Raw genomic sequence first — 21,666 nt, forward strand, 5'->3', positions numbered from 1 at the left:
TGTGTTTCTATCTTAATTTTAACGTCAATATAAGGTTTGACGAGGATGCTTAGATGTCTAGGCGGAGGATAAGGCTGAAATATGCAGGCTTCATAAACTTTACATCTAATTTAGTTAGTATTTTCACTGGATTGATGTTTGTAACTATGACTTCTAGGCGTTTAAGTGATGTTGAGTTTGGATTGTGGCATTATATTGGTATTCTAATTCAATATGTAGTTGTTCCTGGTAGCTTAACTAATTATTGGCTTACAAGATATGCTGGTAGGGGTTTTAGGGTTGGTAGGACTGGTTTAATTTTAAACTCTATTGTCATGGCTTTTATGATTGGTCTTTACATTTTATTTTATCCCTTTATTTCTCCTCCTGTGAATGGAATTGAAAACTTATATCTCCTCCTCTTCATAATGGTTTTGCTTCAAATTCCAGCTGAGTATTATGCTTCTTCACTTAGTGCTCTTGCTAGTGGAGTTGCTCCTCAAGCTATTGGTTATGGTCAACTTGTATTGGAGCCTATGAAGCTTATTGTAGGCTACTTTCTAGTAGTTCAGTTTCAATGGGGACTTGCTGGTGCCCTTCTATCATTTATAATTGCACGTTATGTTTATGCTGCTTTCTTAGCATTTTATTTGCGTAGGGATCTAGGTGACGGTTTAAATGTTGATTTGATGAAGAGGTGGGTCAAGTTGTGGTGGCTTCCAGCCTATAATATTGTTCTTCTAGGTTACTTACGCTCATTAGATGTGATGCTTGTTTCCCATTTGACTAATTCAACCATACCTATAGCTCATATGAAGGCTATTCAAACTGTAATTGCAGTTATCTTATATTCTAATACGCTTGCATCTGCACTTTACCCTAGACTTCTTAGTGGTGGTGGAGCTGAAGATGTTAAAGTTGTAATTGACTATGTTTCAATGTTTTCTCTTCCAATGGTTTTTGGAACTATGGCTATGTCTAAAAGTTTTCTATCACTACTGAAAATTGATTATACAGTATCTTCAGATGCCCTTATGATTTCATCAATTTACGCTTTACTCTTTAGTTTTAGTGGTATTCTTTCTGGAAGTTTAATGGGTATTGAGAGGGTTGAGTTGAATAGGGATGCATCATTCATCGATTATATTAGGAGTAAATTGTTTGTTGTTCCTTCAGCTCGTCTAGTGGCTTTCATTATTATGCTTTTAATATTGTATGTTTTCTTAAATTACACCTTAATTATTGGAGTTAGTGATGCTGCCTTCATAGTTTTCGGTTGGAGTTGTATTAAAGCTTTCATCTTCCTCATACTTCTCCTATATTTCTGGTTTAAGGTTAAAAGTGAATTAAACTTGACATTGCCCTATAATAGGATTTTAAGGTATCTTTTCTCTTCAACAGTAATGTTTATTGTTTTATGGTTTACTGGTATTGGGCAAACTAGTTATGAAAGATTTTTAGATGCATTTATAAATTCACTTAAGGGTGTTCTTCTAGGTGCTCTTACTTACTTCTCAATATTATTTCTAATTGATAGGGAAACTAGAAGGTTGGCTAGGGATTCAATTAAGGAATTTAAAAGGATGATTAGCTTTTAAATTATTTTCTTGGACATACTAGTATTGGTCCATATGTTGCTTCAAACCAGTCTATGGTTCTTCTTAAACCATCATTTATCTTCATGGCTGGCTTAAACCATTCAAGCTCCTTGGAGATTTCAATAAGCTTCCTATTCTTCCTCAAGATTTTACCTGTATACTTGATTTCTGTTATTCCATCTAATCCCAGCATTACTAATAGTCTTCTAATTAAAATTGAAACTCTAATTTTATCTCCAGTTAAACGGTAGATTTTGAAGCTTTTTATTTTGTCTAGCAGCTTTGTTATAGCTGTCATTGCATCTTCAATGTATATGAATTCCTTCATGCTGTAGGGGCTTGCCTCCACTTTAATTTCATATGGGTCTTCCTTCAACTGTTTTAGGGCTTCAAATATTAATCCCCTCTGTATCCTCGGCCCATAAATTGATGGTACAGCTACTATTGAACCGATAGTATGGGTGTTGCTTGAAAATATTTCTATAAGCTCTGTTAAGTCTACTTTTCCCTCCTCCATTGGTATTGTAACTATTATTTTTGCAATTCTACTTATAGTTGAATTTGTAATTTTCCTTATGAATTCAAGTGTAGCATTATAGTTTCTCTCTAAATATTTACTTGAGAGCATATAGAAGATTAATGATGATCTTCTAATAAATCTCTCAGATCCAGTTATATTTGCTGGATCCTTGCTTATGATTTGCATTCTGCTACTATAAGCTATGTCGAATCTACTTTTAATTGGAGCTAAATAGTATATGTAGGCTCCTCTACTAATCATCTTCTCACTTAGAATTGAGCATAAAGTTTCATCACCGACCATTAGAGTTGGTCTCTCCATCCAGAACATTGCTTCACCTAATGAAACTATTGAGGCCTTGAGAAATTATATAGTTTAATGACACATTACAATTAAAACTATGATGTGTCTTCACCTTGAATGTTAATTCAATTGATTATATGTGGACAAGTGTTTTTATGGATATATGTAAAGGGGGGCATCATTGCTGATGGGGTAAATATTTATATAAAGGTGTTTTTTACTCTTTTTTCTGAAAAAACAGTTAATTTGGTGTCTCTATGAACCTCCTAGATTTACCTCCAGTCAAGTTGAAGTCAATGCTTAAGGATGGGTTGATAACAGTTTCAATTTATGGTTTAGGGAGAGTTGGAATTCCACTTGCAATTTCATGGCTAAATGCAGGGGCAAGGGTAATTGGAGTAGACATTAATGAAGAATGGGTTAAATCATTAAACTCATTAAAATTTAAAATTATAGATGAACCTCAACTAACACCAGTTCTAAAGAAGTATATTAGGAATGGTTGCTTTACTGCCACAATAAATGGTGTAGAGGCATCTAAGAGGACGAATGTAAAGCTAATTACAGTTCCAACTCTAATAGATTTAAGAACACTTGAATTTGATCTTTCAGCTTTAAAGTCAGCATTAAAATGGATTGCAAAAGGCCTCAAAGTTGGAGACCTCGTAATTATTGAGTCAAGTGTACCTCCAACAACAACAGAACAAATTGCAAAACCAATACTTGAGGAAATTAGTGGATTAAAAGTTGAGGAGGAATTTGGATTAGCTTTCAGTCCTGAAAGAGTGTTTATTGGAAGAGCATTACAGGATATTGAGGAAAACTATCCAAAAATTATTGGCGGAATAGGTCCTAAGAGCAGTAGAGCAGTAGCCGCTCTATATGAATGTATAGCAAGGAAAGGTGTAATAGTACTAAGCAACTCTACAGCTGCAGAACTATCAAAACTTTTTGAGGGAATATATCGTGACGTTAATATTGCATTAGCCAATGAACTGGCGAAACTATGTAGAAAATTGAATGTAGATTTCATGGAGATTAGAGAGGCCTCAAATAGTCAACCATACTGCCATCTCCACATACCTGGAGTAGGAGTTGGAGGAGCATGCATTCCAATTTACCCGCAATTTACAATTAAAATAGCTGAAAAAGTTGGTGTAAATCTACAATTAACAAGTCTAGCTAGAAGGATAAATGATGAAATGCCTTCATATACAGTAGAATTACTATTAGATGCCTTCAAGGAGGTGGGAAAGAGTATTGAAAAATCATGTGTAGCTATACTTGGACTTGCCTTTAGAGGAAATATTTCAGATACAAGACTATCACCAGTATATTCGTTAATAGACTATTTAGTCAAGTTAAATGCAAAGGTTAGAGTTCATGATCCCTATGTAAAGTATGATTCAAAGCTTATGGAGAATAATATCCCATTATTATCATTAGAAGAAGCAGTTAGAGATGCGGATGCAATAATCATTACAACAGACCACAATCAATTCAAAAAACTAGACTTAACTAAGCTAGTTGAAAATGCTAGGAAGCCAGTCATAATGATAGATGGAAGAAACCTCTATACCAAGACTGAAATCCCTAAAAATACACTATACATATCTATAAGTGGAAGGAAATATTATTCCATATAGTATTCAACTATTTAGTGAAACGTTTAATTAAATTATCATTTACCGCTAATTTAAGGCTGAGTCTAAGTATTGGATCTCTATCAACCAGAATTATTCCATTTAGTGCTCTTCTCTTAAGCCATATTGGAGCAAAATTAAGCACAATAACATCAATTGGTATGCCAATCATGTTACTAAGCTTTCTTGAAAGGTTTTCTGAATAGATTGCAGCTTCAACTTCATCGCTAATTTCATTAGAATTCAAATGGACAGCCAAATCTATATCTCTAACTCTACTCCTTTCAAGCACTCCACCAAAAACAATAGCTAAAATGACTTCTTTCCTCTCTTTTAATGCATCCATTAGATGTATGAGAATGCTCTTCAATCTATTTGGATCAATCTCAAAAAATTTAAAATCCTTTGACATACTCTTCAACCTCACGTATAAACTTTTCAATAATGAACAAGCCATTCCTAGAAGCTTCATCATATATTCTTGAATCATCAACTATCCAATAACGATGAACTACAATATTTCTCAATCCAGCAAGTCTCCTCATACCATCACATGTGTCTGGTTTTATTACATTGTATTTTGCAAGTATATCAAAAATTTCACTATAAGTTTCAGGTGAAATTCCAAATTTATTCTCAAGTATATGTAATCCTATAAGAGCAGCAGCCTCAACAATTTCAATTATAGCATATCTAATTGCATATCTGGCCCTTAAATCGTTAAGGAACTTTTCCTTTGGCATACTGACAATATTCTTGATGACTCCATATCCTTCATAAATTTCATTAATTAATCTTCTAATTCTAACGACATCAACTTTAACCATTTTCTCACTTGAATTATATTCTCTAAACATGATATTTAATTATATACGAGTCTTACTAAATTGACGCCAAAAGCTCTCCTTCTTTAGTAGGGGAAGTGTCAAAACTATTTTAAGGAGGTATTAGTTTGACTCTCATATTTAACCATTATTTTAAGCTTAAAAGTATTCGTTTAGAAAACATGGAAATTGGTAAATGTTTTATAATAAAATAATGATAAATTAAAGATGTAATTGGGGGAGTTGTCATGGAAAGAGATGCTTTAATTGGGGCAGGCCTACTAGTAGGATCAATAATAGGAATATTAGTTTATCTCTGGTTATTATTCTTCCCACCTTGGATCGGATTAGATGTAATAGTAATCAAGTTAACCCTACTTGCAGCTGTAGGAGTCGTACTAGCAATAGTAGCATGGATAGGCTATACACTCGCCACAACACCACCACCAAAACCAATAGAAGAAATAGAAAAGGAACTAGAAGAAGAACTTAAAAAACTAGAGGAAGAAGCAAAAAAGGAAGAAGAGAAGGAAGAGAAGGAGGAAACTAAAAAGGAAGAGTAGGAACGATCAAACATACATCATATACAACCCATTTTACATATAAACTCAAGTAAATAAAGTAATTTAAAGTATAAATAAATTGTATATACTTTAAAGTTAATTTGCCTCACAAATAATTTTAGACTAATTCATCCATAATATTCTTTAAACCAAAATAAATAATAGAATTTAGCGATGAAAATTCTAATTACTGGTGGAGCAGGATTTATTGGAAGCCACCTAGTAGACAAACTTGTAGATGATCATGAGTTAATAGTTCTAGATAATTTAAGTACTGGAAGAATAGGGAATATTCAACCACACCTAGAAAGGGGAAAATTAATCTTCATAGAGGGAGATGTAACAGATACAAGAGTAATTAGAAGAGCAATTGGAAATGTAGATGCAATAATACATTTAGCAGCATTGACAAGTGTACCTGAATCAATGAGAAAACCATTAATCTATCATAGAGTAAATGTAACTGCAACATTAAAGCTAGTTAGAGAAGCAGCTAAAAGAAAGGTGAAACAATTCATATTTTCCTCATCAGCTGCAGTCTATGGAAATCCAATCTACCTACCAATAAAAGAGATTCATCCACTAAGGCCATTATCTCCATATGCTGCATCTAAAATAGCAGCTGAAAACTATCTTAAAACCTATAGCAACCTATACAAAATAAAGACAACTATACTGAGAATATTCAACGCCTATGGGCCAAGACAAACCTTAAACCAATACTCAGGTGTAATAACCATATTCATAAATAATGCTCTAAATGGAAAACCATTGGAAATCTATGGAGATGGATACCAAGTAAGAGACTTCATCTACATAGAAGATGTAGTTGAAGCCTTCAAGCTTGCATTAGAGGCAAAGAGAACTGCAACCTATAATATTGCAACTGGAAAGCCAACAAAAATAATAACACTAGCAGAGACAATAAAGCAATTAACACATACCAAATCACCAATAATTTTCAAGAAGCAGAGGAAGGGAGACATAAGATACAGCTATGCAGACATTTCTAAAGCAAAAAGTGAGTTAGACTTCCATCCTAAAACAACTCTAAAAGAAGGATTAAAGAAAACAATAGAAAAGTGGAGTTAAACCTAAGACATTTCTCTAAAATCAATCAGCCAGTTAATTCCAGATAGTCAGTTGCACTCGGTATTCCCTCAATAGACTCTGCCTTTAAAATAGCTCTCAAAACACTTTTCCTAACAGCTTCAGCTGCAATTTCACCAATAAGGCTAATGAGATAATTTCTTCCATCAAGCCTTCTAAAGGGACTCTTTCCACCACTAAAACTTCCAATTCCTGGTAGATCTACTTTGCAAGTGGAAACTGCAAACATTATGTCACCATCAAGAAATGTATGAACAGGTCTAATAGCCCTAGCCAATCCATCATGACTCATAACTGCAATTCTAGCAACTTCATTCCTATCAAGTTTAACGTTAGTAGCTACAACACCAACAGTAGTATTCAAACCTAAATTCTCTAGTCCACTAACATCACCAAGTAACCTTACAGCTTCATAGGCTTCAATAAATCCCTTACCATCCATACGTCTAACGCCAGCTAAAGTTCTACCACTCTCCAAGTCAAATACATTGCCAAAACAATTAACAACAACTAAGGCTCCAACTACAATTCCACCTGGAAGCTTAAATGCACAACTACCTAAACCACCACGCATACAATATTTTAATCCAAGCATTTTCCCAACAGTAGCACCCAATCCAGCTCCAACACTACCTTCTTCGACAGGTTTAGAGCTAGCATTCCTACAAGCCATATATCCCATTTCACTATCTGGAAGCCCCCTAGCAACACCTAAATCATAAATAATACCACCAGCAACCAATGGCAATCTGCCAAGTGGAGTTTCAAAACCCCTATCCATCTCAATTAAAGCTCTCTTAACACCACTAGCTACATCCAATCCAAAGGCACTACCACCAGAAATAAAAATTGCATCAACACCCTTCCTCAGAGAACCAAGTCCAAAACCAGCAATTTCATATGTACCAGAAGCTCCACCTCTAACATCAACACCAACAATACAATCCTCATCCAAAACAATTACACTACAACCAGTCAACCTCTCATAGTCATGACAATAACCAACCCTCACACCATCAACCAATGTAATAGTATCATTCATCATCAACACCACTAAACAATAAAAACCACTAAAAATAAAACTTAATATCCCATACCACTTGACATCAATAACATTTAAAATGTATTCAGATAATAGAGAGCCTCGTAGACACTTAAACGTGAAGAGCCTTTGAGAACGCTATATCCCTACTATTTAGTGATAATAGCTGCCGACATGAAGGATGCATTTAACAGTCAAATAAAATTGCATCTTAAGGGAGCCTTGTATAAACAGCAAAATTCTTATTCCAGTTGTAAAACGAGTAAATATATGAGTAGGGAGGAGGCTGAATCGCTAAGAAAAAGATCCAAGGAATATATTCGAACATATGAATTCCATATGGCAAATGAAATGTATGCCCTAGCAATGTTCGACCTAGAACAGGCTTTACAGCTTCAAGTTAAAGCAAAACTTCTAGATGAAGGTGTAGCATATCCTCGTACTCACAGTATTAGAAGACTTTTAGAGCTTTTAGCTACCATAAGAAATGATGATAAGCTGAAAGAACTCTTGAAAGAATATGCTGTAGAATTAAGACTTCTTGAAGAAGCATATATTTCTTCAAGATATGTGGCAACAGAATTTAGAGAGGATGAGGTTCTGAAGGTTAAGAAAGCATTTGATGAGGTTATAAAACATGTATGAATACCTCATAAAAGAAGCTTTAAAAAGAAGAGAAATATTCAATAATTTAAACACCTATTTAGAGAAGCTAAAGAAAATAGTGTTAAATATTGATCCAAACGCTGAAATCTACATTTTCGGATCAGTAGCAGAAAAAACCCACACCTACTCAAGTGACATAGACATACTAATAATAACGGAAAAGGATAAGCTGAAAATCCTTGAAGCAATAGTCAAAGAAGAATTCACAAAAATCTTCGAAATACATGTAAGGAAACCAAAGGACATCCAATGGTACAAGAGAATGACTAAACTAACAAGAATCTAAGGAGCATAAAGAGTGAGGGGAAGCCGAATTATTACTTCGAAGTTAAAGAAGAGATTGTAAAACAATTAAAACACCATATTTTAAATTATCAGTTGAAATTATAATTTGACAAGTCAAACTTATGAATTTTAATATAATTGAGACTAAATTATCAAATCAGGAAATCACTATTTAAACACAACTTTTCCCAGCCATAGGATTTTCCATGTGATTTCTTAGTTGAAGTGTTATTGAATAGATTGAGATCAATATTACACAGCTCAGAACTCGGTATGATGAAGCCTTCAGGCTGAAAAAACCGAGAATCTCTCCACTTCAGCGGAGAGAGTGTCAATATGTGCATCAATAGACAAAATCTTGAGAAAATATTTAGATCTAAAATAGTCTATCAGACTTAACCATAAATATTCAGGGATTCTAAAACAACAAATTACTTATATAGATGTTGTCCACAGTTTTGTGGATAAAAATGTCTACAGAAACATTCAGTATAAGAATTAAAAAGGAATTAAAAGCAAAAATAAAAGCTCTAAAACATGTAAAATGGCAAAAGGAAATTGAAAAATTTATTGAAGAAAAAATTAGAATAGAAGAATTAAAGCAAACCCTTAATCAAATAGAAGAAGCCCTAAAAAACATTAAAAAATCAGATGAACCAGCATGGAAAGCAATAAGAGAATTCAGGGAAAAAATCTAAAATGTATGTCATAGACTCATCAATATTCTCAAGCATAATAGTAAAAGACCAATACTATGAAGCTACAATAAAATTTCTAAGACAACATGCAGAAAAAAGACTTATAACATTAGATCTAGCCTATATAGAAACAGCAAATGTATTATAGAAACACACCTATATTCTAAAGAGAATTCCAGAAAGAAGCTATAAGACACTAAGAGACTCAATAGAACCATTAATAACAAATAGTGTAGCTAAAATCTACATCTTCAAAGAAATATTAAGCCAAACAATAGATAATGCCCTCAAACTGGGAGTAACCGTATATGACTCAGCCTACATAACCTTAGCCTTAAAAACCAAATATAAACTAGCATCCTTCGACATGAAACTAAAACAAAAATTAAAGCATCAAACCTAGACATAATATATATTCCAAACCTAACAAATTAAAATGAAATCCACTTGTCCAGTAAGCATGATGAAAGGATGACTGAATTGGACCTCTTCGGGTTTAACGTAGAAGTTTTAAACTACCAAACTTCAATTACAAAAACAGAATGGTTTATGAGGAATTAGTAAAAGTTCCAAAGGGAAAGGCAATAACGTATTCAGAGCTTTCAAAGCGTTCAGGAGTTAGATATTCAGGGGTTTTAGTAACATTAATGAGAAATCCCTTCCAAATGTTAATATCATACCATAGACTACTAATTAAAAAGAGAACCTTAATGAGCTTCTATCCTCTAGGAATAAATGTTAAGAAGAAACTACTTGAAATTGAAGGAATTAAATATGATAAATGAAATCTATGTAAAGTCAATTCTCAACAAGCATAAGAAACGGGATGCCTGGTTTTTAGATGACTACTCTATAAATCCATATTCTGGATGCTCCTTCAATTGTATTTACTGCTATATCAGAGGAAGTAAATATGGAGAAAACATGGCGAAAACTTTATCAGCAAAAATAAATGCTCCAAAAATTTTAGACAAACAGTTGAAGAGAAGAGCAAAGAAAAAAGAGTATGGAATTATTGCCCTATCAACAGTAACAGAACCCTACCAGAAAATAGAGGAAAAATTAAAGTTAACAAGAAGATTGCTTAAAGTAATTTTAAAATATCATTTTCCCATCCATATACTTACAAAGTCAATTCTAGTCTTAAGAGATTTAGATTTACTAGGGGAGATTGATAGAAAAGCTATACTGCCAGTTGATTTGAAGGATAAGTTAAAGAGAGGTGTGATAATTAATTTTTCAATTTCAACTCTAAATGAAGATTTAGCGGAAATTTTAGAGTCAGGAGCACCAAAACCAAGGGAGAGACTCATGGCAATGAAGAAATGTAAAGAAAATGGATTCTTAGTAGGTGTCTCCTATATACCCATTTTACCCTACTTGTCAGACTCTGAAAAAGAACTTAATGAAATGATAAGGACAGCAAGGGATTCTGGGGCAGATTTCATTTTTATGGGAGCCTTAACTCTATATGGCAATAAACCAGCAGACTGTAAAACTCTCTACTATAAATTCCTAGAAAAACATTATCCACATCTTATTCCCAAATATAAAAGTCTGTTCAAAAACTCCTTTCAACCATCAAAGAAATATCGAAGAGAGCTTGAAGAAAAAGCAAAGAGACTATGTGGAAAATATGAAATTAAAAACAGAATTATTTAGGCATCTACCTTATTGTAATTATCAATGTAACATAAAATTAATAAACTGTAGGTTACATACTTCTTTCTCTTCTTATTTTTGCTATTTGCTATAAATTCTAGGAAAACATCATCCCCTCCTCCAAGTATGGATGTCTATTCAAAATTCCTTTCAACTATCAAAGAAACATTTACAACCAAGAATGATTAGGAGCTAGAAAGATTGAAATTAGTATACTGGGTTAATTAGCTTGGAGAGAAAACGATGGATGATTTAATCAAGGCTTTAAGGGATGCTGCTGAGAAGCTAGCAGACCTTTTTGGAGAAGAATTTGTAGGATTAGTTTTATTTGGTAGTAGAGCTCGTGGAGAGGCTGAGAGAGACAGCGACGTCGACGTACTTATAGTCTTTAAGGGTTTAAGTGGATTCGATGTAAGGGCCAAGGCATATAGTGTGATTGCCGAATATGCGAATATGCCTCTCACATTAATCGATGTAAAGCTTGATGAGATATCTAGTGAGGATTATGAGCTTACACCTCTAATGCTCAACATACTCTATGATGGAGTTATCCTCTGGGATAGAAATGAAGCGATAAAAAGCTTCTTTGAGAAGGGGAGAAGACTGATAAAGAAGGCTAAACTTGTCAGATACAAGACTGTAAATGGAAAGTATGGATGGGTAAGGGCCAATGGAAAACCTATAGCCCTCTCCGGGATAATATCGGAATGAGAGCTTGAAGTTAACATATCTCATGAAGAGAAAGAAAAATTGAAGCAGATATAATGTTAAAGATGTTAAAGTCTGAGCCTTGTTAGACCATTAATTCCAAGCTTCTTAACTATCTATGTGGGAACTTATGTTGAGATGAAAATAGCACATATACTAGGTGCTTCATATAAGGATGAGCTCTGCATAAAATACACGAGATATGCAGGACTCAGAATAATGGGAAGAGGGATTAGTGAGCAAAAGAGTATCAATAAAGACCAGAAAATAGCCTAATGACCTTTTTCCACTTATACTTGAACTATGGAAATCAAATTGATTTTCTACACAAAAATTAACTATCAAATAGATAAAATTTTATAGACCTAAAACATAATCTAAAAAGGGGACAATATGCCCCTAACTTACAATCTCCTATTTTCCTATTTTCGCCGGGGAATAAGGAACGGAAACTGGAGGAAACTCGATAGAGTTGAAAGAGCATTCTACCGTGCAGCCCTAATATACTCAAAAATTAAAAGCAAAATAATAAATCAACATATAATTCAAATATTAAAGTCAATTATAGAGAAGCTCATTCTAACCCCCGGCGTCAAAATATTAAAGGCGGGGTTAAATAGAGCCAAAACCATGATGGAAAACTTTAAAAACAATAATGTCTTTAAATGGTGCCCTCAAGCAAGAAAATGGCTCTTAAACCCCGCCTATATTATGTGGCTAGGCTTAACAGAAGGAATATATCTTCATACTCCTCAAATCACCCAACCATAACATAACAAAGAAACAATAAAGAATACATAAATTAGTATGGAGAAAACAGTCATAGTAAAAACAAAAATGTCCCATGGAATACTAGTTAAAGAAGCAATTAGAAGGCAAGAAACCTTCAAAGACCTAGAGAAACATCTAGAAGTAATAAAGCAAACAGTCAAGCAAATAGATCAAAAAGCCAAAATATATCTCTTCGGATCAGTAGCAGAAAAAACCTACACCTACTCAAGTGACATAGACATACTAATAATAACAAGGGTAAATCCAAGCCAAATACACTTAAAGTTATGGATGGCAGGAATAAAACCACCCTTCCAAATACACATCCAACCACCAGAAAAACTAGAAATATACAAGAAAAGAGCAAAACTAATAAAAATAAAATAGAACGAAGCCATATAACCTCAACCATGAAGCAAAATAACAAGCAACTAAAAGCCTACAACATAACAGTATACGGAAAAGTTCAAAGAGTAGGCTATAGAAGACATGTCCTAGACCTAGCTCAAGAATTAAACCTAACAGGATACATTCAAAACAAGCCAGATGGATCAGTCCAAATATTCATACAAGGAGAAGAAGAAAAACTCAAAAAACTCCTAGAAGAAATAAAGCATCCACCCCTAGGAAAAGTAAAAAACATTAAAATAGAAGAAGCAAAAATAAATCCAAAACTAAAAACATTCAAAATAATTTATGGAGAATTAGCAGAAGAGCTCCAAGAAGGCTTCGGAGCAATGCAAAGCGTATTCCTAAACTACTGGAAGGAATTCAAAGACTATAGAGAAGAGTTTAGAAACTATCGAAAAGAGTTTAGAGATTACAGAGAAGAGTTTAGAGACTTTAGAAATGAATTTAGAGATTATAGAGAGGAGTTTAGAGACTATAGGCAAGAGTTCAGAGACTTCACCAAGAAAACAGATGAAAAATTCAATCAAATCCTAAACAAATATGGAGAAATATCAGAAAAACTAACAGTAATCCTAGAAACACTAGTAAAAGAATCAAAAGAAACAAGACAAACACTAAACCAAACAATGAAACTCCTAAAACAAGCAATAGAAAAGCTGTCAAAATAAGTTGAGCAGATTATCCAAAACAGCAATAGCAGAGAATTCATCTATAAAATATAATGATTAGTTGCTATGAAATTTAAGTCATCAAGTAATATACGATTAAGTTATAGTGTGGATTAAATGCTTCTTCTCTCTCTTTTCCCAACTTCATCTCTAAAGCACCAGATTCCCTCACCAAAATCTAAAAGAACTATCCTCAGTTTCCCAAGAAGCTTATCATTAAGCAATATGTATCTAGCCCTAGGTGAAATTAGAACTGCACTTTCAACAGGCCCCTCAACTCTATCTTCAGCATCCACATACACTTTAACAGCATTCCTATACCTCAAAAACTTCACACGTCTGCCATCACCAGTAATCTTAGAATATACTTCAGCTTCACCAAGCTCATTAAGTCTAAGCTCCTCAGCAATACTAGAAGGCAGAAGAACTTCAGGCTCAACGCCAATGAAACCACTATTCCCAATAGCCAAGTAATTAACGTATGTCAATCCATCAACTCTTTCTATCCTTACCCTTAACCTCAACATCCTCAACAACTCCAGGTTCAATTAGCGTCAACAATAACTCTTCATCCTCCATTAAAGTGAGAAGTAACTCCTCCACAAATGCCACCCAAAACTCAAAATCAAAACACAAAATAATAAGTTTTCCCATCTCTAACTGAACTAAAACAGACCAGAGAAAGACAAATAATTAAAGGAGAATTTGACAATGGCAATTGAAATATGTAACAGACAAGCATCAAATAAATACAGTGTAATTATAAAGAAGAAAACATAAATTTAAACTATGTCAAATGAACTTATAGCTATGAGGATGGCAATTGACTAGCAAAAGTGAAATAGAATATTTAATGAAAAGATCAGAAGAATTCCTAGAAACAGCTAGAATCCAAATAAGAAGGGGCTTCTATAGTTTAGCTGCCTTCAGCCTAGAGCAATCACTACAACTATTCTTAAAAGCAAAACTATTAGCAGAAGGAGTCGAATATCCAAAAACCCACAGCCTAAGAAGACTTCTAGAAATATTATCAGAAACATCAAGTGAAAAGGAAAAAATTCAACAACTACTAGACACCTACCTATTAGAACTGGGAATACTAGAAGACGCATACATAACATCAAGATATATTGGAAGAGAATTTAAGAGAAAAGAAGTAGAAAAACTTCTAAAAGCAGTATTGGAGATAATGGAAAATGTCCCATAAAATATTAGTTAAAGAAGCAATTAGAAAACAGAAAATATTCAAAAACCTAGAGAAACACCTAGAAACAATAAAACAAGTAATCAAGCAAATAGATCCAAAAGCTGAAATATACCTATTCGGATCAGTAGCAGAAAAAACACACACCTACTCAAGCGACATAGACATACTAATAATAACAAGAGCAAATCCAGATCAAATACACCTAAAACTATGGAAAGCAGAAATAAAACCACCCTTCGAAATACACATCCAACCACCAGAAAAACTAGAAATATACAAAAGAAAAGCAAAACTAATAAAAGTATAATAGTTATCCGTTATCTCTAGAAATGCCCATAGACATTGATGTTATTGATTATAGAATTTCAGAAATTAGGGAGACCATTACGGAGCTTAAGAGGCTAACTTCAAAACCATTCATAAATCTCAACATTGACGAGAAATATGCCATTCGATATAATGTCATAGTATTAGTTGAAGCTCTGGTAGCATTATGTATACATGTTTCACGTGAACTTTATAATCATACTCCACAAACCTATGCAGATGCAGTAAGACATGTAGCTGAAAGATTAAATGTTAACTGTAGAGATGATCTCATAGCCTTGGTTAAGCTGAGAAACCTCTTAATCCATAGATACTGGGTTATAGATGACTCTAAAATATATGAAAATATTAAAAGCAACTTTAAATGCATACATGAGCTATTACGTATCGTGGAGGAGAATATCAGAACATGGAAATAAAATATTACAATACAAGTCTAAAAGAATCAGCAGTCAAACTTAAAAAGCATTTAGAGAAAAACCCTAAAGTCAAATTAGCAATCATTTATGGATCCATCCTTCACAGCAACCTAATAAGAGATATAGACTTAGCCATATACACGACTCCTCCCCTACAATTCAAAGAACTCCTCCTACTAGCAGATAAACTTGAACAATCAATAAACATTCCAATACACCTAACACCCATAAATAAACTACCGCCAAAACTCCGCCTCAAAATTCTCTCAAAGGGTAAACCAATAATTCTCAAAGACAAAAAACTATACAATCAACTCGCATACCAAGCATTAAGCCAAAACCAAGACTTAAAAATCAAAGTAACAGTAATAGACAATCTATCAACTGGAAGAATAGAAAACATAAAACAATAAACTATTAGAGAGACTATAAAATAACGAATAATTTATATTCATATCTTGTCTACAAGTTTGTGGATAAAAATGTCTACTGAAACATTCAGCATAAGAATCAAAAAAGAATTAAAAGCAAAGATAAAAGCCCTAAAACACATAAAATGGCAAAAAGAAATCGAAAAATTCATAGAAGAAAAAATTAGGATCGAAGAATTAAAACAAATCCTCCATCAAATAGACAAAGCTTTAAAAAACATTAAAAAATCAGATGAACCAGCATGGAAAACAATAAGAGAATTCAGAGAAAAAACCTAAAATGCATGTCATAGACTCATCAATCTTTTCAAGCATAATAGTAAAAGACCAAAACTATGAAGCAGCAACAAACTTCTTAAAACAACAAGCAGAAAACAAGCTCATAACAATAGATCTAGCATACATAGAAACAGCAAACGTACTATGGAAACACACCTACCTACTAAAAAGAATACCCAAAAACAACTACAAAACATTAAGAGATCTAATAGAACCACTAATAACAAACAGTGCATCAAAAATCTACACCTTCAAAGAAATAATTAAAGAAGCATTAGACAACGCCGCCAAACTAGGCATAACTGTATACGATTCAGCTTACGTAACGCTGGCCCTAAAAAACCAATACAAACTAGCATCCTTCGACGAAGAACTCAAACAAAAACTAGAAGCAAAAAACCTAAACATAATACATCTCCCAACTAAAACAATGAAAAATGAATAAAATAATCTATACAACTCATGCTTCAATGAGATTAAAAATAAGAGAAATCAGCGAAGACGAAGTCACTCAAATAATTGAATCCCCCATCCAACTCTACCTAGATACTGCCACCAAAAACCTAATAGCAATAGGTCCAAGAACAAAAGAAAAAATCACTACCTCCTAATAGCATACACTATTGAGGATAACAATATTAAGGTCACAACAATTATAGATACTGTAAACGTTAACAAGTTAGTTAAAAAGCGTATTAAAAAGGCCAGATGGGTGAAAATAAAATGAAAGTCCACTACGATCCAGAAGTAGACATACTATACATAGTCATAAAAGAAGGACCAATAAAAGACACCATAGACATAAACGACGACATATTCATAGAAATAGCACAAGACGAAACCATAGCAGGAATAGAAATATGGAGAGCATCAAAAAACATAGCAGAACCAATAGCAACAAAAATAGCAGAAAAAATCAAAAAAGCACTAGAAATAAAAGCCTAAAACACACGAACAACTACTAAGACAAAAAGAAATCAGAAAATATATGTATAAACACTTTCTGTCTTTACTTGCAGCAAACTAAGTTAAGGGAAATGAGCTACATGAAGCAGGATGAAGTCAAAGTTAAACTTCAAAACATTTTTAAGAGATTTAAGGAGGTAAAGTTGGCCATACTATTCGGAAGCTATGCAACTCATAAAGCTACACCAATAAGCGACTTAGACCTAGCATTAATAGTCGATGACAAATCCATAATTCCATATTTATCAGCTGAAATAGCCAATTCACTCTCACTACCAGAAGAAAAAATATCCATAATCAATCTAGAATCCACAGATCCCACACTCAAACTAAAAATACTAAGCAAAGGAACCATAATAATCAATAGGGGAGTCAAAGTAAACATAGACAGTGAAGCCGTAGAAGTATATGAACTTGAAATGGAAACATGCTCAAGACAATGGCTAAAAAGAAATCCAATAGACATAATGGTCATAAGAAGCATTATAAGCAGAATAAAGGAAGACATATTCGACCTACAAGAACTATTATCGATAGGATTTGAAAAAGTAGCATCCAACAAACACCTAAGAAAATCCCTTGAAAGAACAATGCAAACAATAATTGAGTCCATGATAGATCTACTGAGACACCTAGTCACAGGTCTAGGATTAGGAGTAGCAGCATACTACAAAGACTATGTAGAACTAGCCAGAAAAGAAAACATAATAAACAAGGAAACTTCAAAAAGCATACTCCAACTAATACCATTAAGACACACACTAGTACACAGATACAGACACCTAAACCACAAAGAATTATGGAAAAACATTGAAAAAACAATCAAAACAGCCCAAAAAACAGTAGAAGAAGTTGAAAAATACCTCAGAAACAAGTATAAATCTAACATCTAAAGGTTATAAAATAATGAATCTAATCATCAATTATGACTCCAAGGCCGACATACTCGTCCTAAAGGTTAGGGAAAGCTCCCTAGCAAATGAAGAACTACTAGACAACGACGTAATCCTAGGATACGACTCCAACCGAAAAGTAGTACTAGTAGAAATACTTGACGCCTCAAAAAAGGGACTAATCAACACACTCATGGAACTAGCAAAATCCAAAAAAGAAACCATAAAACTCATACTATCAAAAATCAGCTAAACAAACCATCAACGCCAATCATCAACAGATTTAAATATATAGATAAAAGCTAAGCTAATTGGTGCATAATAATGCCAACAATTAAGGGCTACAGCTTTCTAGAAGCCATAAAATACACCACACAAATCCTAAAGAAAACAAAAGTCTTCATCATTGAAGCTCCTAGCTGACGAAAACATCCACAAACCCCTCATCAAAACAAACTTAATATAACGCAGAATGAAAGTTAAATTAAATTGGTGAAATAGATGTCCAAGGAAACCATATTAACCCTCATAAAATTCAATGAAGACTACAAATGGTTTCTACAAAACCGAGAAAAACTATTATCCAAATACGAAAACAAATGGGTTGCAATTCGAAATCAAAAAGTCTTAAACTCACATGAAAACTTAACAAAGCTAATTGAAAAACTCAAAGCCCAAGGATTACATCCAAATCAAATATTAATACAATACCTTTCCAAAAAACCAATAGAGGCAATACTTTGAAAATACATGGCTACATAAACTATGCATACCATCCTCCAGCACCCTTCATAGTTGCAGCAATAAACCTCCAAAAACTAAATGTTAAAGCCACAATACCCTTCCTAATCGACACTGGAGCTTCAAACACCATGATCCTCTGGGGAGACCTAGAACGCCTCGAAATAAACATCACCAAAATTAAACCACAAAAAGACTTCTCAGGCCTAGGAGGACTAATCAAAGCAACACCCATAAACTCCACAATAACATTCATATCAGAAAGCAGAGAAACAGTTCAAGAACACCTAAAAATTCACATCGTTACAAGTAAATGTCCACATCCCAAACTAAAACTACTCCCAAGCATAATGGGAAGAGACATAATCAACAAATACAAACTAACCTACAATTACAACACTAAAGAACTATACCTAGAAAAATAAACATAGACGTAACAACCAACCCCCTTAAAAATTGAATTTAAATAGTACAAAACCAAACTATCTACAGGGAAAACTATGACTAAAGTAACAATAGAACTACCAGAAGAAATAAGCCTAATAATATCAAAAGACAAACTCCTAAAGAACAAACTACAAAAAATAATAACAGAAGAATTCAAAAAACTCCTACTAAAATACATGATAGCAGAAAAACTAACAGAAAACATCAAACTAACAGAAAAAGACATCCTAAAACTAGATGAAGAAATAAAGGAAAAAGCTTGGCAAAAACTAAAGAAAAAATGGAAATTATAATAGACACAAACAAAGTACTTTCAGCAATAATAAAAGGCAAAACAACAAGAAAAATAATAATATTTTCAAACATCAACTTCTACTCACCCCTCCACCTAATAAGAGAAATTGAACTACAAAAAGAAAAAATCTGTAAAAAAGCCAACCTAAAACAAGAAGAATTCAACTACATCTACAGAGAACTAATAAAACCAAAAATAAACTTAATAAAAGAATCCAACTACCAAGACAAAATACATGAAGCATACAAAATCGCTAAACAATTCGACGAAAAAGACACACCTTTCATAGCTCTAGCACTAAAACTCAAAAAGCCAATATGGACAAACGACAAAGACATAATAAAACACTCACTAAAAACAAGCAAATACCTCGCAATAGATACAAGCATAATAATCAAAGCAATAAATAAAGAAATCAAACTCGAAGAATGGAACAAGGTAAAAATCATCCTAAAAACTACTCCAAGTAACAAGTCAAACATAAAGCCACCAATAAATCGTTGAAAAGCATAAATAATATGAAAGTTCACTACAATTCAAAAGCAACACTAAAACTAGAAGAACCAGATTAAGCTTCAAATTTTATGTGCGACATAATAGGCTACATCCTCAAGGAAGGCCTAACAGCCCCACTACTCCACCAAGCCCCCAAAAGACTCGAATACAAAGGCTACAACTCAGCTGGAACAGCAACCATAAGCCAAGAAAAAATACACATCAAAAAAGACAGTGGAAAAATAGATGAAATACACCAAAAACTAAAACTAAACCCAGACAAACCAAGAAACCTAGCAAAAAGCGTAACAGTACCATAAATGCAAAAAACCAATCAAAAACCAAAAATAATCGCCTGCATACCCGCCTACAACGAAGAAAAATACATAGCAAAAATAATCCTACAAACAAAACCATACTTAGACGAAATAATAATCTGCAACGACGGATCAACAGACATGACAGAACAAATAGCAAAAGCACTAGGAGCAACAGTAATCAACCACCCCAAAAACATGGGATACGGAGCAGCACTAAGAACACTATTCCTAGAAGCAAAGAAAAGAAATCCAGACATAATGATCACACTAGACGCAGACGCACAACACGACCCAAACCAAATACCACAACTAATCCAGCCAATACTCAATGGTGAAGCAGACATAGTAATAGGCTCAAGATTCCTAGGCGAATCAAAACAGCCAACATGGAGAAAACTAGGAATAAAAACAATAACATGGCTAACAAAGAAAACCTATAAAATCCAAAACCTAACAGACGCACAAAGCGGATACAGAGCATACAGCAGGAAAGCAGTACAACTAATCACACCAGAAGACACGGACATGGGAGCAAGCATAGACATACTATACCAAGCAAAGAAAAACAACCTAAAAATAACAGAAAAACCAATCCAAATCCACCACCACCCAGAAGCATCAACCCAAAACCCAATAACACACGCAACAAAAATCATCACAAGAATACTACAACTAGTAACAGAAGAAAAACCACTAAAACTACTAGGAATACCAGGAATAATATTAACCCTAACAGGAATACTTGCAGCCACATACCTAATATGGATATTCAACCAAACAAGATACTTCAGCATACCAATAGCACTAATAACAATAGGAGCCCTATTCATGGGAACAATGCTATTCATAACAGCACTAATACTATACACAATAACAAGACTCATGAAGAAAACATAGCAATGCTTGAAATCGAAGTAATAGAAGTAAGAGGAAAATGCCCAGTACACAAAGTAGGAGACAAAATAATCATAGAAGGACCGAGAATACTGCTAGACAAAACAGATGCCCTATGCATCCACGCCCTATCAGTAATACTACACTATGCAGTGGCATTAGATGAAGGAGCAGACCCAGTAAAACTAGGACTAACAAAACCAGAAGACAGGGAAAACGCATACCTACAATGCGTAGACCCATGGAAACCATACACCAACGGAGGAACAGTAATCTTCAAAATCAAAAAAGTGAAATGACATGCTTCTACAAAAAAGTTAATTGAAGTTAACTATTTTATAATTTAATGTCATATAAGGTATTGACCATGAAGAGTCAAGCTCCTGTACAGAAAATACATGAAGTGGCTGAATAATGGCTAAAAGACATATATTACCTACAAGTCCATGGATCTCTCTTAAGAGTCGGATCAAAACAGAAATTTAAGGCAGTCTATGATAT

At 33.7% G+C, this 21,666-nt stretch carries 37 protein-coding genes; 32 read left to right on the forward strand and 5 right to left on the reverse strand.

From position 1 onward, the window contains the following. Nucleotides 1-53 precede the first annotated feature (53 nt). Nucleotides 54-1,577 carry an MATE family efflux transporter gene (locus ACW8TM_RS08990; protein ID WP_491532953.1) on the forward strand — a complete coding sequence of 508 codons (1,524 nt, stop codon included), beginning with the start codon at nucleotides 54-56 and terminating at the stop codon, nucleotides 1,575-1,577. Between the two features lies 1 nt (nucleotide 1,578). Here ACW8TM_RS08990 and ACW8TM_RS08995 read toward each other — a convergent pair whose 3' ends face one another. Then, on the reverse strand, nucleotides 1,579-2,427 hold the full coding sequence (locus ACW8TM_RS08995) for a Rossmann-fold NAD(P)-binding domain-containing protein (RefSeq protein ID WP_491532954.1): 849 nt from the start codon (nucleotides 2,425-2,427) through the stop codon (nucleotides 1,579-1,581). A gap of 230 nt (nucleotides 2,428-2,657) precedes the next feature. Between ACW8TM_RS08995 and ACW8TM_RS09000 the strand changes: the two genes are divergently transcribed. Beyond that, nucleotides 2,658-4,046 carry a nucleotide sugar dehydrogenase gene (locus ACW8TM_RS09000; protein ID WP_491532955.1) on the forward strand — a complete coding sequence of 463 codons (1,389 nt, stop codon included), beginning with the start codon at nucleotides 2,658-2,660 and terminating at the stop codon, nucleotides 4,044-4,046. 7 nt (nucleotides 4,047-4,053) lie between these two features. Here the strand turns inward: ACW8TM_RS09000 and ACW8TM_RS09005 are convergent, their stop codons facing one another. Next, on the reverse strand, nucleotides 4,054-4,455 hold the full coding sequence (locus tag ACW8TM_RS09005; protein WP_491532956.1) for a nucleotidyltransferase domain-containing protein: 402 nt from the start codon (nucleotides 4,453-4,455) through the stop codon (nucleotides 4,054-4,056). Beyond that, the gene (gene hepT / locus ACW8TM_RS09010) at nucleotides 4,439-4,870 is read right to left on the reverse strand and encodes a type VII toxin-antitoxin system HepT family RNase toxin (RefSeq protein ID WP_491532957.1); all 432 of its coding nucleotides are present in this window, start codon (nucleotides 4,868-4,870) and stop codon (nucleotides 4,439-4,441) included. Before hepT (ACW8TM_RS09010) ends, ACW8TM_RS09005 begins: the two co-directional genes overlap by 17 nt. Nucleotides 4,871-5,115: 245 nt before the next feature. Between hepT (ACW8TM_RS09010) and ACW8TM_RS09015 the strand changes: the two genes are divergently transcribed. Together ACW8TM_RS09015 and ACW8TM_RS09020 are read left to right on the forward strand one after the other, a co-directional pair. Continuing rightward, nucleotides 5,116-5,430, forward strand: a complete 315-nt coding sequence (locus ACW8TM_RS09015) for a transcriptional regulator (protein WP_491532958.1) — start codon at nucleotides 5,116-5,118, stop codon at nucleotides 5,428-5,430. 174 nt (nucleotides 5,431-5,604) lie between these two features. Further along, a complete protein-coding gene (locus ACW8TM_RS09020) occupies nucleotides 5,605-6,522 on the forward strand; it encodes a GDP-mannose 4,6-dehydratase (RefSeq protein WP_491532959.1) in 918 nt (305 codons plus the stop codon). Between the two features lie 25 nt (nucleotides 6,523-6,547). On the opposite strand, the gene ACW8TM_RS09025 is transcribed toward ACW8TM_RS09020, so the two are convergent. Then, complete coding sequence (locus ACW8TM_RS09025; RefSeq protein ID WP_491532960.1) at nucleotides 6,548-7,582, reverse strand: P1 family peptidase; 1,035 nt, start codon at nucleotides 7,580-7,582, stop codon at nucleotides 6,548-6,550. A gap of 270 nt (nucleotides 7,583-7,852) precedes the next feature. Here ACW8TM_RS09025 and ACW8TM_RS09030 point away from each other — a divergent pair, with 270 nt between their 5' ends. The 11 genes from ACW8TM_RS09030 to ACW8TM_RS09080 all read left to right on the forward strand — a co-directional run bounded on the left by ACW8TM_RS09030 (nucleotide 7,853) and on the right by ACW8TM_RS09080 (nucleotide 13,451). Continuing rightward, a complete protein-coding gene (locus ACW8TM_RS09030) occupies nucleotides 7,853-8,227 on the forward strand; it encodes a HEPN domain-containing protein (RefSeq protein ID WP_491532961.1) in 375 nt (124 codons plus the stop codon). After that, the gene (locus ACW8TM_RS09035) at nucleotides 8,220-8,534 is read left to right on the forward strand and encodes a nucleotidyltransferase domain-containing protein (RefSeq protein WP_491532962.1); all 315 of its coding nucleotides are present in this window, start codon (nucleotides 8,220-8,222) and stop codon (nucleotides 8,532-8,534) included. Before ACW8TM_RS09030 ends, ACW8TM_RS09035 begins: the two co-directional genes overlap by 8 nt. A 469-nt stretch (nucleotides 8,535-9,003) precedes the next feature. Next, a complete protein-coding gene (gene vapB, locus ACW8TM_RS09040; RefSeq protein WP_491532963.1) occupies nucleotides 9,004-9,231 on the forward strand; it encodes a type II toxin-antitoxin system VapB family antitoxin in 228 nt (75 codons plus the stop codon). 1 nt (nucleotide 9,232) lies between these two features. Beyond that, entirely contained in the window at nucleotides 9,233-9,379 is a 147-nt protein-coding gene (locus tag ACW8TM_RS09045) for a hypothetical protein (RefSeq protein ID WP_491532964.1), read from the forward strand. A 394-nt stretch (nucleotides 9,380-9,773) separates the two neighbouring features. Further along, a complete protein-coding gene (locus ACW8TM_RS09050; RefSeq protein WP_491532965.1) occupies nucleotides 9,774-10,016 on the forward strand; it encodes an MGMT family protein in 243 nt (80 codons plus the stop codon). Next, nucleotides 10,006-10,893 (forward strand): SPL family radical SAM protein, encoded by an 888-nt coding sequence (locus tag ACW8TM_RS09055; RefSeq protein ID WP_491532994.1) that lies wholly within the window; start codon nucleotides 10,006-10,008, stop codon nucleotides 10,891-10,893. Before ACW8TM_RS09050 ends, ACW8TM_RS09055 begins: the two co-directional genes overlap by 11 nt. A gap of 243 nt (nucleotides 10,894-11,136) precedes the next feature. Continuing rightward, nucleotides 11,137-11,604 (forward strand): nucleotidyltransferase family protein, encoded by a 468-nt coding sequence (locus tag ACW8TM_RS09060; protein ID WP_491532966.1) that lies wholly within the window; start codon nucleotides 11,137-11,139, stop codon nucleotides 11,602-11,604. Nucleotides 11,605-11,739: 135 nt separating this feature from the next. Next, the gene (locus tag ACW8TM_RS09065; protein ID WP_491532967.1) at nucleotides 11,740-11,877 is read left to right on the forward strand and encodes a hypothetical protein; all 138 of its coding nucleotides are present in this window, start codon (nucleotides 11,740-11,742) and stop codon (nucleotides 11,875-11,877) included. A gap of 117 nt (nucleotides 11,878-11,994) precedes the next feature. Next, nucleotides 11,995-12,372: a hypothetical protein gene (locus tag ACW8TM_RS09070; protein WP_491532968.1), complete on the forward strand. Its 378-nt coding sequence runs from the start codon at nucleotides 11,995-11,997 to the stop codon at nucleotides 12,370-12,372. A gap of 36 nt (nucleotides 12,373-12,408) precedes the next feature. Further along, nucleotides 12,409-12,759: a nucleotidyltransferase domain-containing protein gene (locus ACW8TM_RS09075; RefSeq protein WP_491532969.1), complete on the forward strand. Its 351-nt coding sequence runs from the start codon at nucleotides 12,409-12,411 to the stop codon at nucleotides 12,757-12,759. 23 nt (nucleotides 12,760-12,782) lie between these two features. Next, the gene (locus ACW8TM_RS09080; RefSeq protein ID WP_491532970.1) at nucleotides 12,783-13,451 is read left to right on the forward strand and encodes an acylphosphatase; all 669 of its coding nucleotides are present in this window, start codon (nucleotides 12,783-12,785) and stop codon (nucleotides 13,449-13,451) included. A gap of 113 nt (nucleotides 13,452-13,564) precedes the next feature. Here ACW8TM_RS09080 and ACW8TM_RS09085 read toward each other — a convergent pair whose 3' ends face one another. Continuing rightward, a complete protein-coding gene (locus ACW8TM_RS09085) occupies nucleotides 13,565-13,978 on the reverse strand; it encodes a pepsin/retropepsin-like aspartic protease family protein (protein ID WP_491532971.1) in 414 nt (137 codons plus the stop codon). 296 nt (nucleotides 13,979-14,274) lie between these two features. Between ACW8TM_RS09085 and ACW8TM_RS09090 the strand changes: the two genes are divergently transcribed. From ACW8TM_RS09090 to ACW8TM_RS09170, 17 genes are all read left to right on the forward strand, one after another. Further along, nucleotides 14,275-14,658, forward strand: a complete 384-nt coding sequence (locus ACW8TM_RS09090) for a HEPN domain-containing protein (protein ID WP_491532972.1) — start codon at nucleotides 14,275-14,277, stop codon at nucleotides 14,656-14,658. Continuing rightward, nucleotides 14,648-14,965: a nucleotidyltransferase domain-containing protein gene (locus ACW8TM_RS09095; RefSeq protein WP_491532973.1), complete on the forward strand. Its 318-nt coding sequence runs from the start codon at nucleotides 14,648-14,650 to the stop codon at nucleotides 14,963-14,965. Before ACW8TM_RS09090 ends, ACW8TM_RS09095 begins: the two co-directional genes overlap by 11 nt. Nucleotides 14,966-14,987: 22 nt before the next feature. Then, nucleotides 14,988-15,404 (forward strand): DUF86 domain-containing protein, encoded by a 417-nt coding sequence (locus ACW8TM_RS09100; protein ID WP_491532974.1) that lies wholly within the window; start codon nucleotides 14,988-14,990, stop codon nucleotides 15,402-15,404. Continuing rightward, complete coding sequence (locus tag ACW8TM_RS09105; RefSeq protein ID WP_491532975.1) at nucleotides 15,395-15,817, forward strand: nucleotidyltransferase domain-containing protein; 423 nt, start codon at nucleotides 15,395-15,397, stop codon at nucleotides 15,815-15,817. The genes ACW8TM_RS09100 and ACW8TM_RS09105 overlap by 10 nt, the downstream gene beginning before the upstream one ends. Nucleotides 15,818-15,886: 69 nt before the next feature. Further along, nucleotides 15,887-16,114 (forward strand): type II toxin-antitoxin system VapB family antitoxin, encoded by a 228-nt coding sequence (vapB, locus tag ACW8TM_RS09110; protein WP_491532976.1) that lies wholly within the window; start codon nucleotides 15,887-15,889, stop codon nucleotides 16,112-16,114. A gap of 1 nt (nucleotide 16,115) precedes the next feature. Next, nucleotides 16,116-16,559 (forward strand): type II toxin-antitoxin system VapC family toxin, encoded by a 444-nt coding sequence (locus ACW8TM_RS09115; RefSeq protein ID WP_491532977.1) that lies wholly within the window; start codon nucleotides 16,116-16,118, stop codon nucleotides 16,557-16,559. Then, the gene (locus ACW8TM_RS09120; protein WP_491532978.1) at nucleotides 16,552-16,725 is read left to right on the forward strand and encodes a hypothetical protein; all 174 of its coding nucleotides are present in this window, start codon (nucleotides 16,552-16,554) and stop codon (nucleotides 16,723-16,725) included. The genes ACW8TM_RS09115 and ACW8TM_RS09120 overlap by 8 nt, the downstream gene beginning before the upstream one ends. A 112-nt stretch (nucleotides 16,726-16,837) precedes the next feature. After that, entirely contained in the window at nucleotides 16,838-17,059 is a 222-nt protein-coding gene (locus tag ACW8TM_RS09125; RefSeq protein ID WP_491532979.1) for a DUF2283 domain-containing protein, read from the forward strand. 101 nt (nucleotides 17,060-17,160) lie between these two features. After that, nucleotides 17,161-17,973 (forward strand): type VII toxin-antitoxin system HepT family RNase toxin, encoded by an 813-nt coding sequence (hepT, locus tag ACW8TM_RS09130; protein WP_491532980.1) that lies wholly within the window; start codon nucleotides 17,161-17,163, stop codon nucleotides 17,971-17,973. Between the two features lie 13 nt (nucleotides 17,974-17,986). Then, nucleotides 17,987-18,226: a DUF2283 domain-containing protein gene (locus ACW8TM_RS09135; RefSeq protein ID WP_491532981.1), complete on the forward strand. Its 240-nt coding sequence runs from the start codon at nucleotides 17,987-17,989 to the stop codon at nucleotides 18,224-18,226. 248 nt (nucleotides 18,227-18,474) lie between these two features. Then, nucleotides 18,475-18,717, forward strand: coding sequence for a DUF5678 domain-containing protein (locus ACW8TM_RS09140; protein WP_491532982.1), 243 nt, complete (start codon nucleotides 18,475-18,477; stop codon nucleotides 18,715-18,717). Continuing rightward, nucleotides 18,714-19,139, forward strand: coding sequence for a retropepsin-like aspartic protease (locus ACW8TM_RS09145; RefSeq protein WP_491532983.1), 426 nt, complete (start codon nucleotides 18,714-18,716; stop codon nucleotides 19,137-19,139). Before ACW8TM_RS09140 ends, ACW8TM_RS09145 begins: the two co-directional genes overlap by 4 nt. Nucleotides 19,140-19,214: 75 nt before the next feature. Next, nucleotides 19,215-19,454: a hypothetical protein gene (locus ACW8TM_RS09150; protein WP_491532984.1), complete on the forward strand. Its 240-nt coding sequence runs from the start codon at nucleotides 19,215-19,217 to the stop codon at nucleotides 19,452-19,454. Continuing rightward, complete coding sequence (locus ACW8TM_RS09155; RefSeq protein ID WP_491532985.1) at nucleotides 19,421-19,960, forward strand: PIN domain-containing protein; 540 nt, start codon at nucleotides 19,421-19,423, stop codon at nucleotides 19,958-19,960. Before ACW8TM_RS09150 ends, ACW8TM_RS09155 begins: the two co-directional genes overlap by 34 nt. Nucleotides 19,961-20,040: 80 nt before the next feature. Next, nucleotides 20,041-20,271, forward strand: coding sequence for a hypothetical protein (locus ACW8TM_RS09160; protein WP_491532986.1), 231 nt, complete (start codon nucleotides 20,041-20,043; stop codon nucleotides 20,269-20,271). Continuing rightward, nucleotides 20,272-21,168: a glycosyltransferase family 2 protein gene (locus ACW8TM_RS09165; RefSeq protein ID WP_491532987.1), complete on the forward strand. Its 897-nt coding sequence runs from the start codon at nucleotides 20,272-20,274 to the stop codon at nucleotides 21,166-21,168. A 2-nt stretch (nucleotides 21,169-21,170) separates the two neighbouring features. After that, complete coding sequence (locus tag ACW8TM_RS09170; protein WP_491532988.1) at nucleotides 21,171-21,464, forward strand: TIGR04076 family protein; 294 nt, start codon at nucleotides 21,171-21,173, stop codon at nucleotides 21,462-21,464. Nucleotides 21,465-21,666: the final 202 nt, after the last annotated feature.

The organism is Candidatus Culexmicrobium sp., from assembly GCF_058356305.1.

Excerpts from the sequence above, each read along its gene's own strand:
- ACW8TM_RS08990 (WP_491532953.1), top strand. The coding sequence starts at position 54 with ATGTCTAGGCGGAGGATAAGGCTGAAATATGCAGGCTTCATAAACTTT.
- ACW8TM_RS08995 (WP_491532954.1), bottom strand. The coding sequence starts at position 2,427 with ATGTTCTGGATGGAGAGACCAACTCTAATGGTCGGTGATGAAACTTTA.
- ACW8TM_RS09000 (WP_491532955.1), top strand. The coding sequence starts at position 2,658 with ATGAACCTCCTAGATTTACCTCCAGTCAAGTTGAAGTCAATGCTTAAG.
- ACW8TM_RS09005 (WP_491532956.1), bottom strand. The coding sequence starts at position 4,455 with ATGTCAAAGGATTTTAAATTTTTTGAGATTGATCCAAATAGATTGAAG.
- hepT (WP_491532957.1), bottom strand. The coding sequence starts at position 4,870 with ATGGTTAAAGTTGATGTCGTTAGAATTAGAAGATTAATTAATGAAATT.
- ACW8TM_RS09015 (WP_491532958.1), top strand. The coding sequence starts at position 5,116 with ATGGAAAGAGATGCTTTAATTGGGGCAGGCCTACTAGTAGGATCAATA.
- ACW8TM_RS09020 (WP_491532959.1), top strand. The coding sequence starts at position 5,605 with ATGAAAATTCTAATTACTGGTGGAGCAGGATTTATTGGAAGCCACCTA.
- ACW8TM_RS09025 (WP_491532960.1), bottom strand. The coding sequence starts at position 7,582 with ATGAATGATACTATTACATTGGTTGATGGTGTGAGGGTTGGTTATTGT.
- ACW8TM_RS09030 (WP_491532961.1), top strand. The coding sequence starts at position 7,853 with ATGAGTAGGGAGGAGGCTGAATCGCTAAGAAAAAGATCCAAGGAATAT.
- ACW8TM_RS09035 (WP_491532962.1), top strand. The coding sequence starts at position 8,220 with ATGTATGAATACCTCATAAAAGAAGCTTTAAAAAGAAGAGAAATATTC.
- vapB (WP_491532963.1), top strand. The coding sequence starts at position 9,004 with ATGTCTACAGAAACATTCAGTATAAGAATTAAAAAGGAATTAAAAGCA.
- ACW8TM_RS09045 (WP_491532964.1), top strand. The coding sequence starts at position 9,233 with ATGTATGTCATAGACTCATCAATATTCTCAAGCATAATAGTAAAAGAC.
- ACW8TM_RS09050 (WP_491532965.1), top strand. The coding sequence starts at position 9,774 with ATGGTTTATGAGGAATTAGTAAAAGTTCCAAAGGGAAAGGCAATAACG.
- ACW8TM_RS09055 (WP_491532994.1), top strand. The coding sequence starts at position 10,006 with ATGATAAATGAAATCTATGTAAAGTCAATTCTCAACAAGCATAAGAAA.
- ACW8TM_RS09060 (WP_491532966.1), top strand. The coding sequence starts at position 11,137 with ATGGATGATTTAATCAAGGCTTTAAGGGATGCTGCTGAGAAGCTAGCA.
- ACW8TM_RS09065 (WP_491532967.1), top strand. The coding sequence starts at position 11,740 with ATGAAAATAGCACATATACTAGGTGCTTCATATAAGGATGAGCTCTGC.
- ACW8TM_RS09070 (WP_491532968.1), top strand. The coding sequence starts at position 11,995 with ATGCCCCTAACTTACAATCTCCTATTTTCCTATTTTCGCCGGGGAATA.
- ACW8TM_RS09075 (WP_491532969.1), top strand. The coding sequence starts at position 12,409 with ATGGAGAAAACAGTCATAGTAAAAACAAAAATGTCCCATGGAATACTA.
- ACW8TM_RS09080 (WP_491532970.1), top strand. The coding sequence starts at position 12,783 with ATGAAGCAAAATAACAAGCAACTAAAAGCCTACAACATAACAGTATAC.
- ACW8TM_RS09085 (WP_491532971.1), bottom strand. The coding sequence starts at position 13,978 with ATGTTGAGGTTAAGGGTAAGGATAGAAAGAGTTGATGGATTGACATAC.
- ACW8TM_RS09095 (WP_491532973.1), top strand. The coding sequence starts at position 14,648 with ATGTCCCATAAAATATTAGTTAAAGAAGCAATTAGAAAACAGAAAATA.
- ACW8TM_RS09100 (WP_491532974.1), top strand. The coding sequence starts at position 14,988 with ATGCCCATAGACATTGATGTTATTGATTATAGAATTTCAGAAATTAGG.
- ACW8TM_RS09105 (WP_491532975.1), top strand. The coding sequence starts at position 15,395 with ATGGAAATAAAATATTACAATACAAGTCTAAAAGAATCAGCAGTCAAA.
- vapB (WP_491532976.1), top strand. The coding sequence starts at position 15,887 with ATGTCTACTGAAACATTCAGCATAAGAATCAAAAAAGAATTAAAAGCA.
- ACW8TM_RS09115 (WP_491532977.1), top strand. The coding sequence starts at position 16,116 with ATGCATGTCATAGACTCATCAATCTTTTCAAGCATAATAGTAAAAGAC.
- ACW8TM_RS09120 (WP_491532978.1), top strand. The coding sequence starts at position 16,552 with ATGAATAAAATAATCTATACAACTCATGCTTCAATGAGATTAAAAATA.
- ACW8TM_RS09125 (WP_491532979.1), top strand. The coding sequence starts at position 16,838 with ATGAAAGTCCACTACGATCCAGAAGTAGACATACTATACATAGTCATA.
- hepT (WP_491532980.1), top strand. The coding sequence starts at position 17,161 with ATGAAGCAGGATGAAGTCAAAGTTAAACTTCAAAACATTTTTAAGAGA.
- ACW8TM_RS09135 (WP_491532981.1), top strand. The coding sequence starts at position 17,987 with ATGAATCTAATCATCAATTATGACTCCAAGGCCGACATACTCGTCCTA.
- ACW8TM_RS09140 (WP_491532982.1), top strand. The coding sequence starts at position 18,475 with ATGTCCAAGGAAACCATATTAACCCTCATAAAATTCAATGAAGACTAC.
- ACW8TM_RS09150 (WP_491532984.1), top strand. The coding sequence starts at position 19,215 with ATGACTAAAGTAACAATAGAACTACCAGAAGAAATAAGCCTAATAATA.
- ACW8TM_RS09160 (WP_491532986.1), top strand. The coding sequence starts at position 20,041 with ATGTGCGACATAATAGGCTACATCCTCAAGGAAGGCCTAACAGCCCCA.
- ACW8TM_RS09165 (WP_491532987.1), top strand. The coding sequence starts at position 20,272 with ATGCAAAAAACCAATCAAAAACCAAAAATAATCGCCTGCATACCCGCC.
- ACW8TM_RS09170 (WP_491532988.1), top strand. The coding sequence starts at position 21,171 with ATGCTTGAAATCGAAGTAATAGAAGTAAGAGGAAAATGCCCAGTACAC.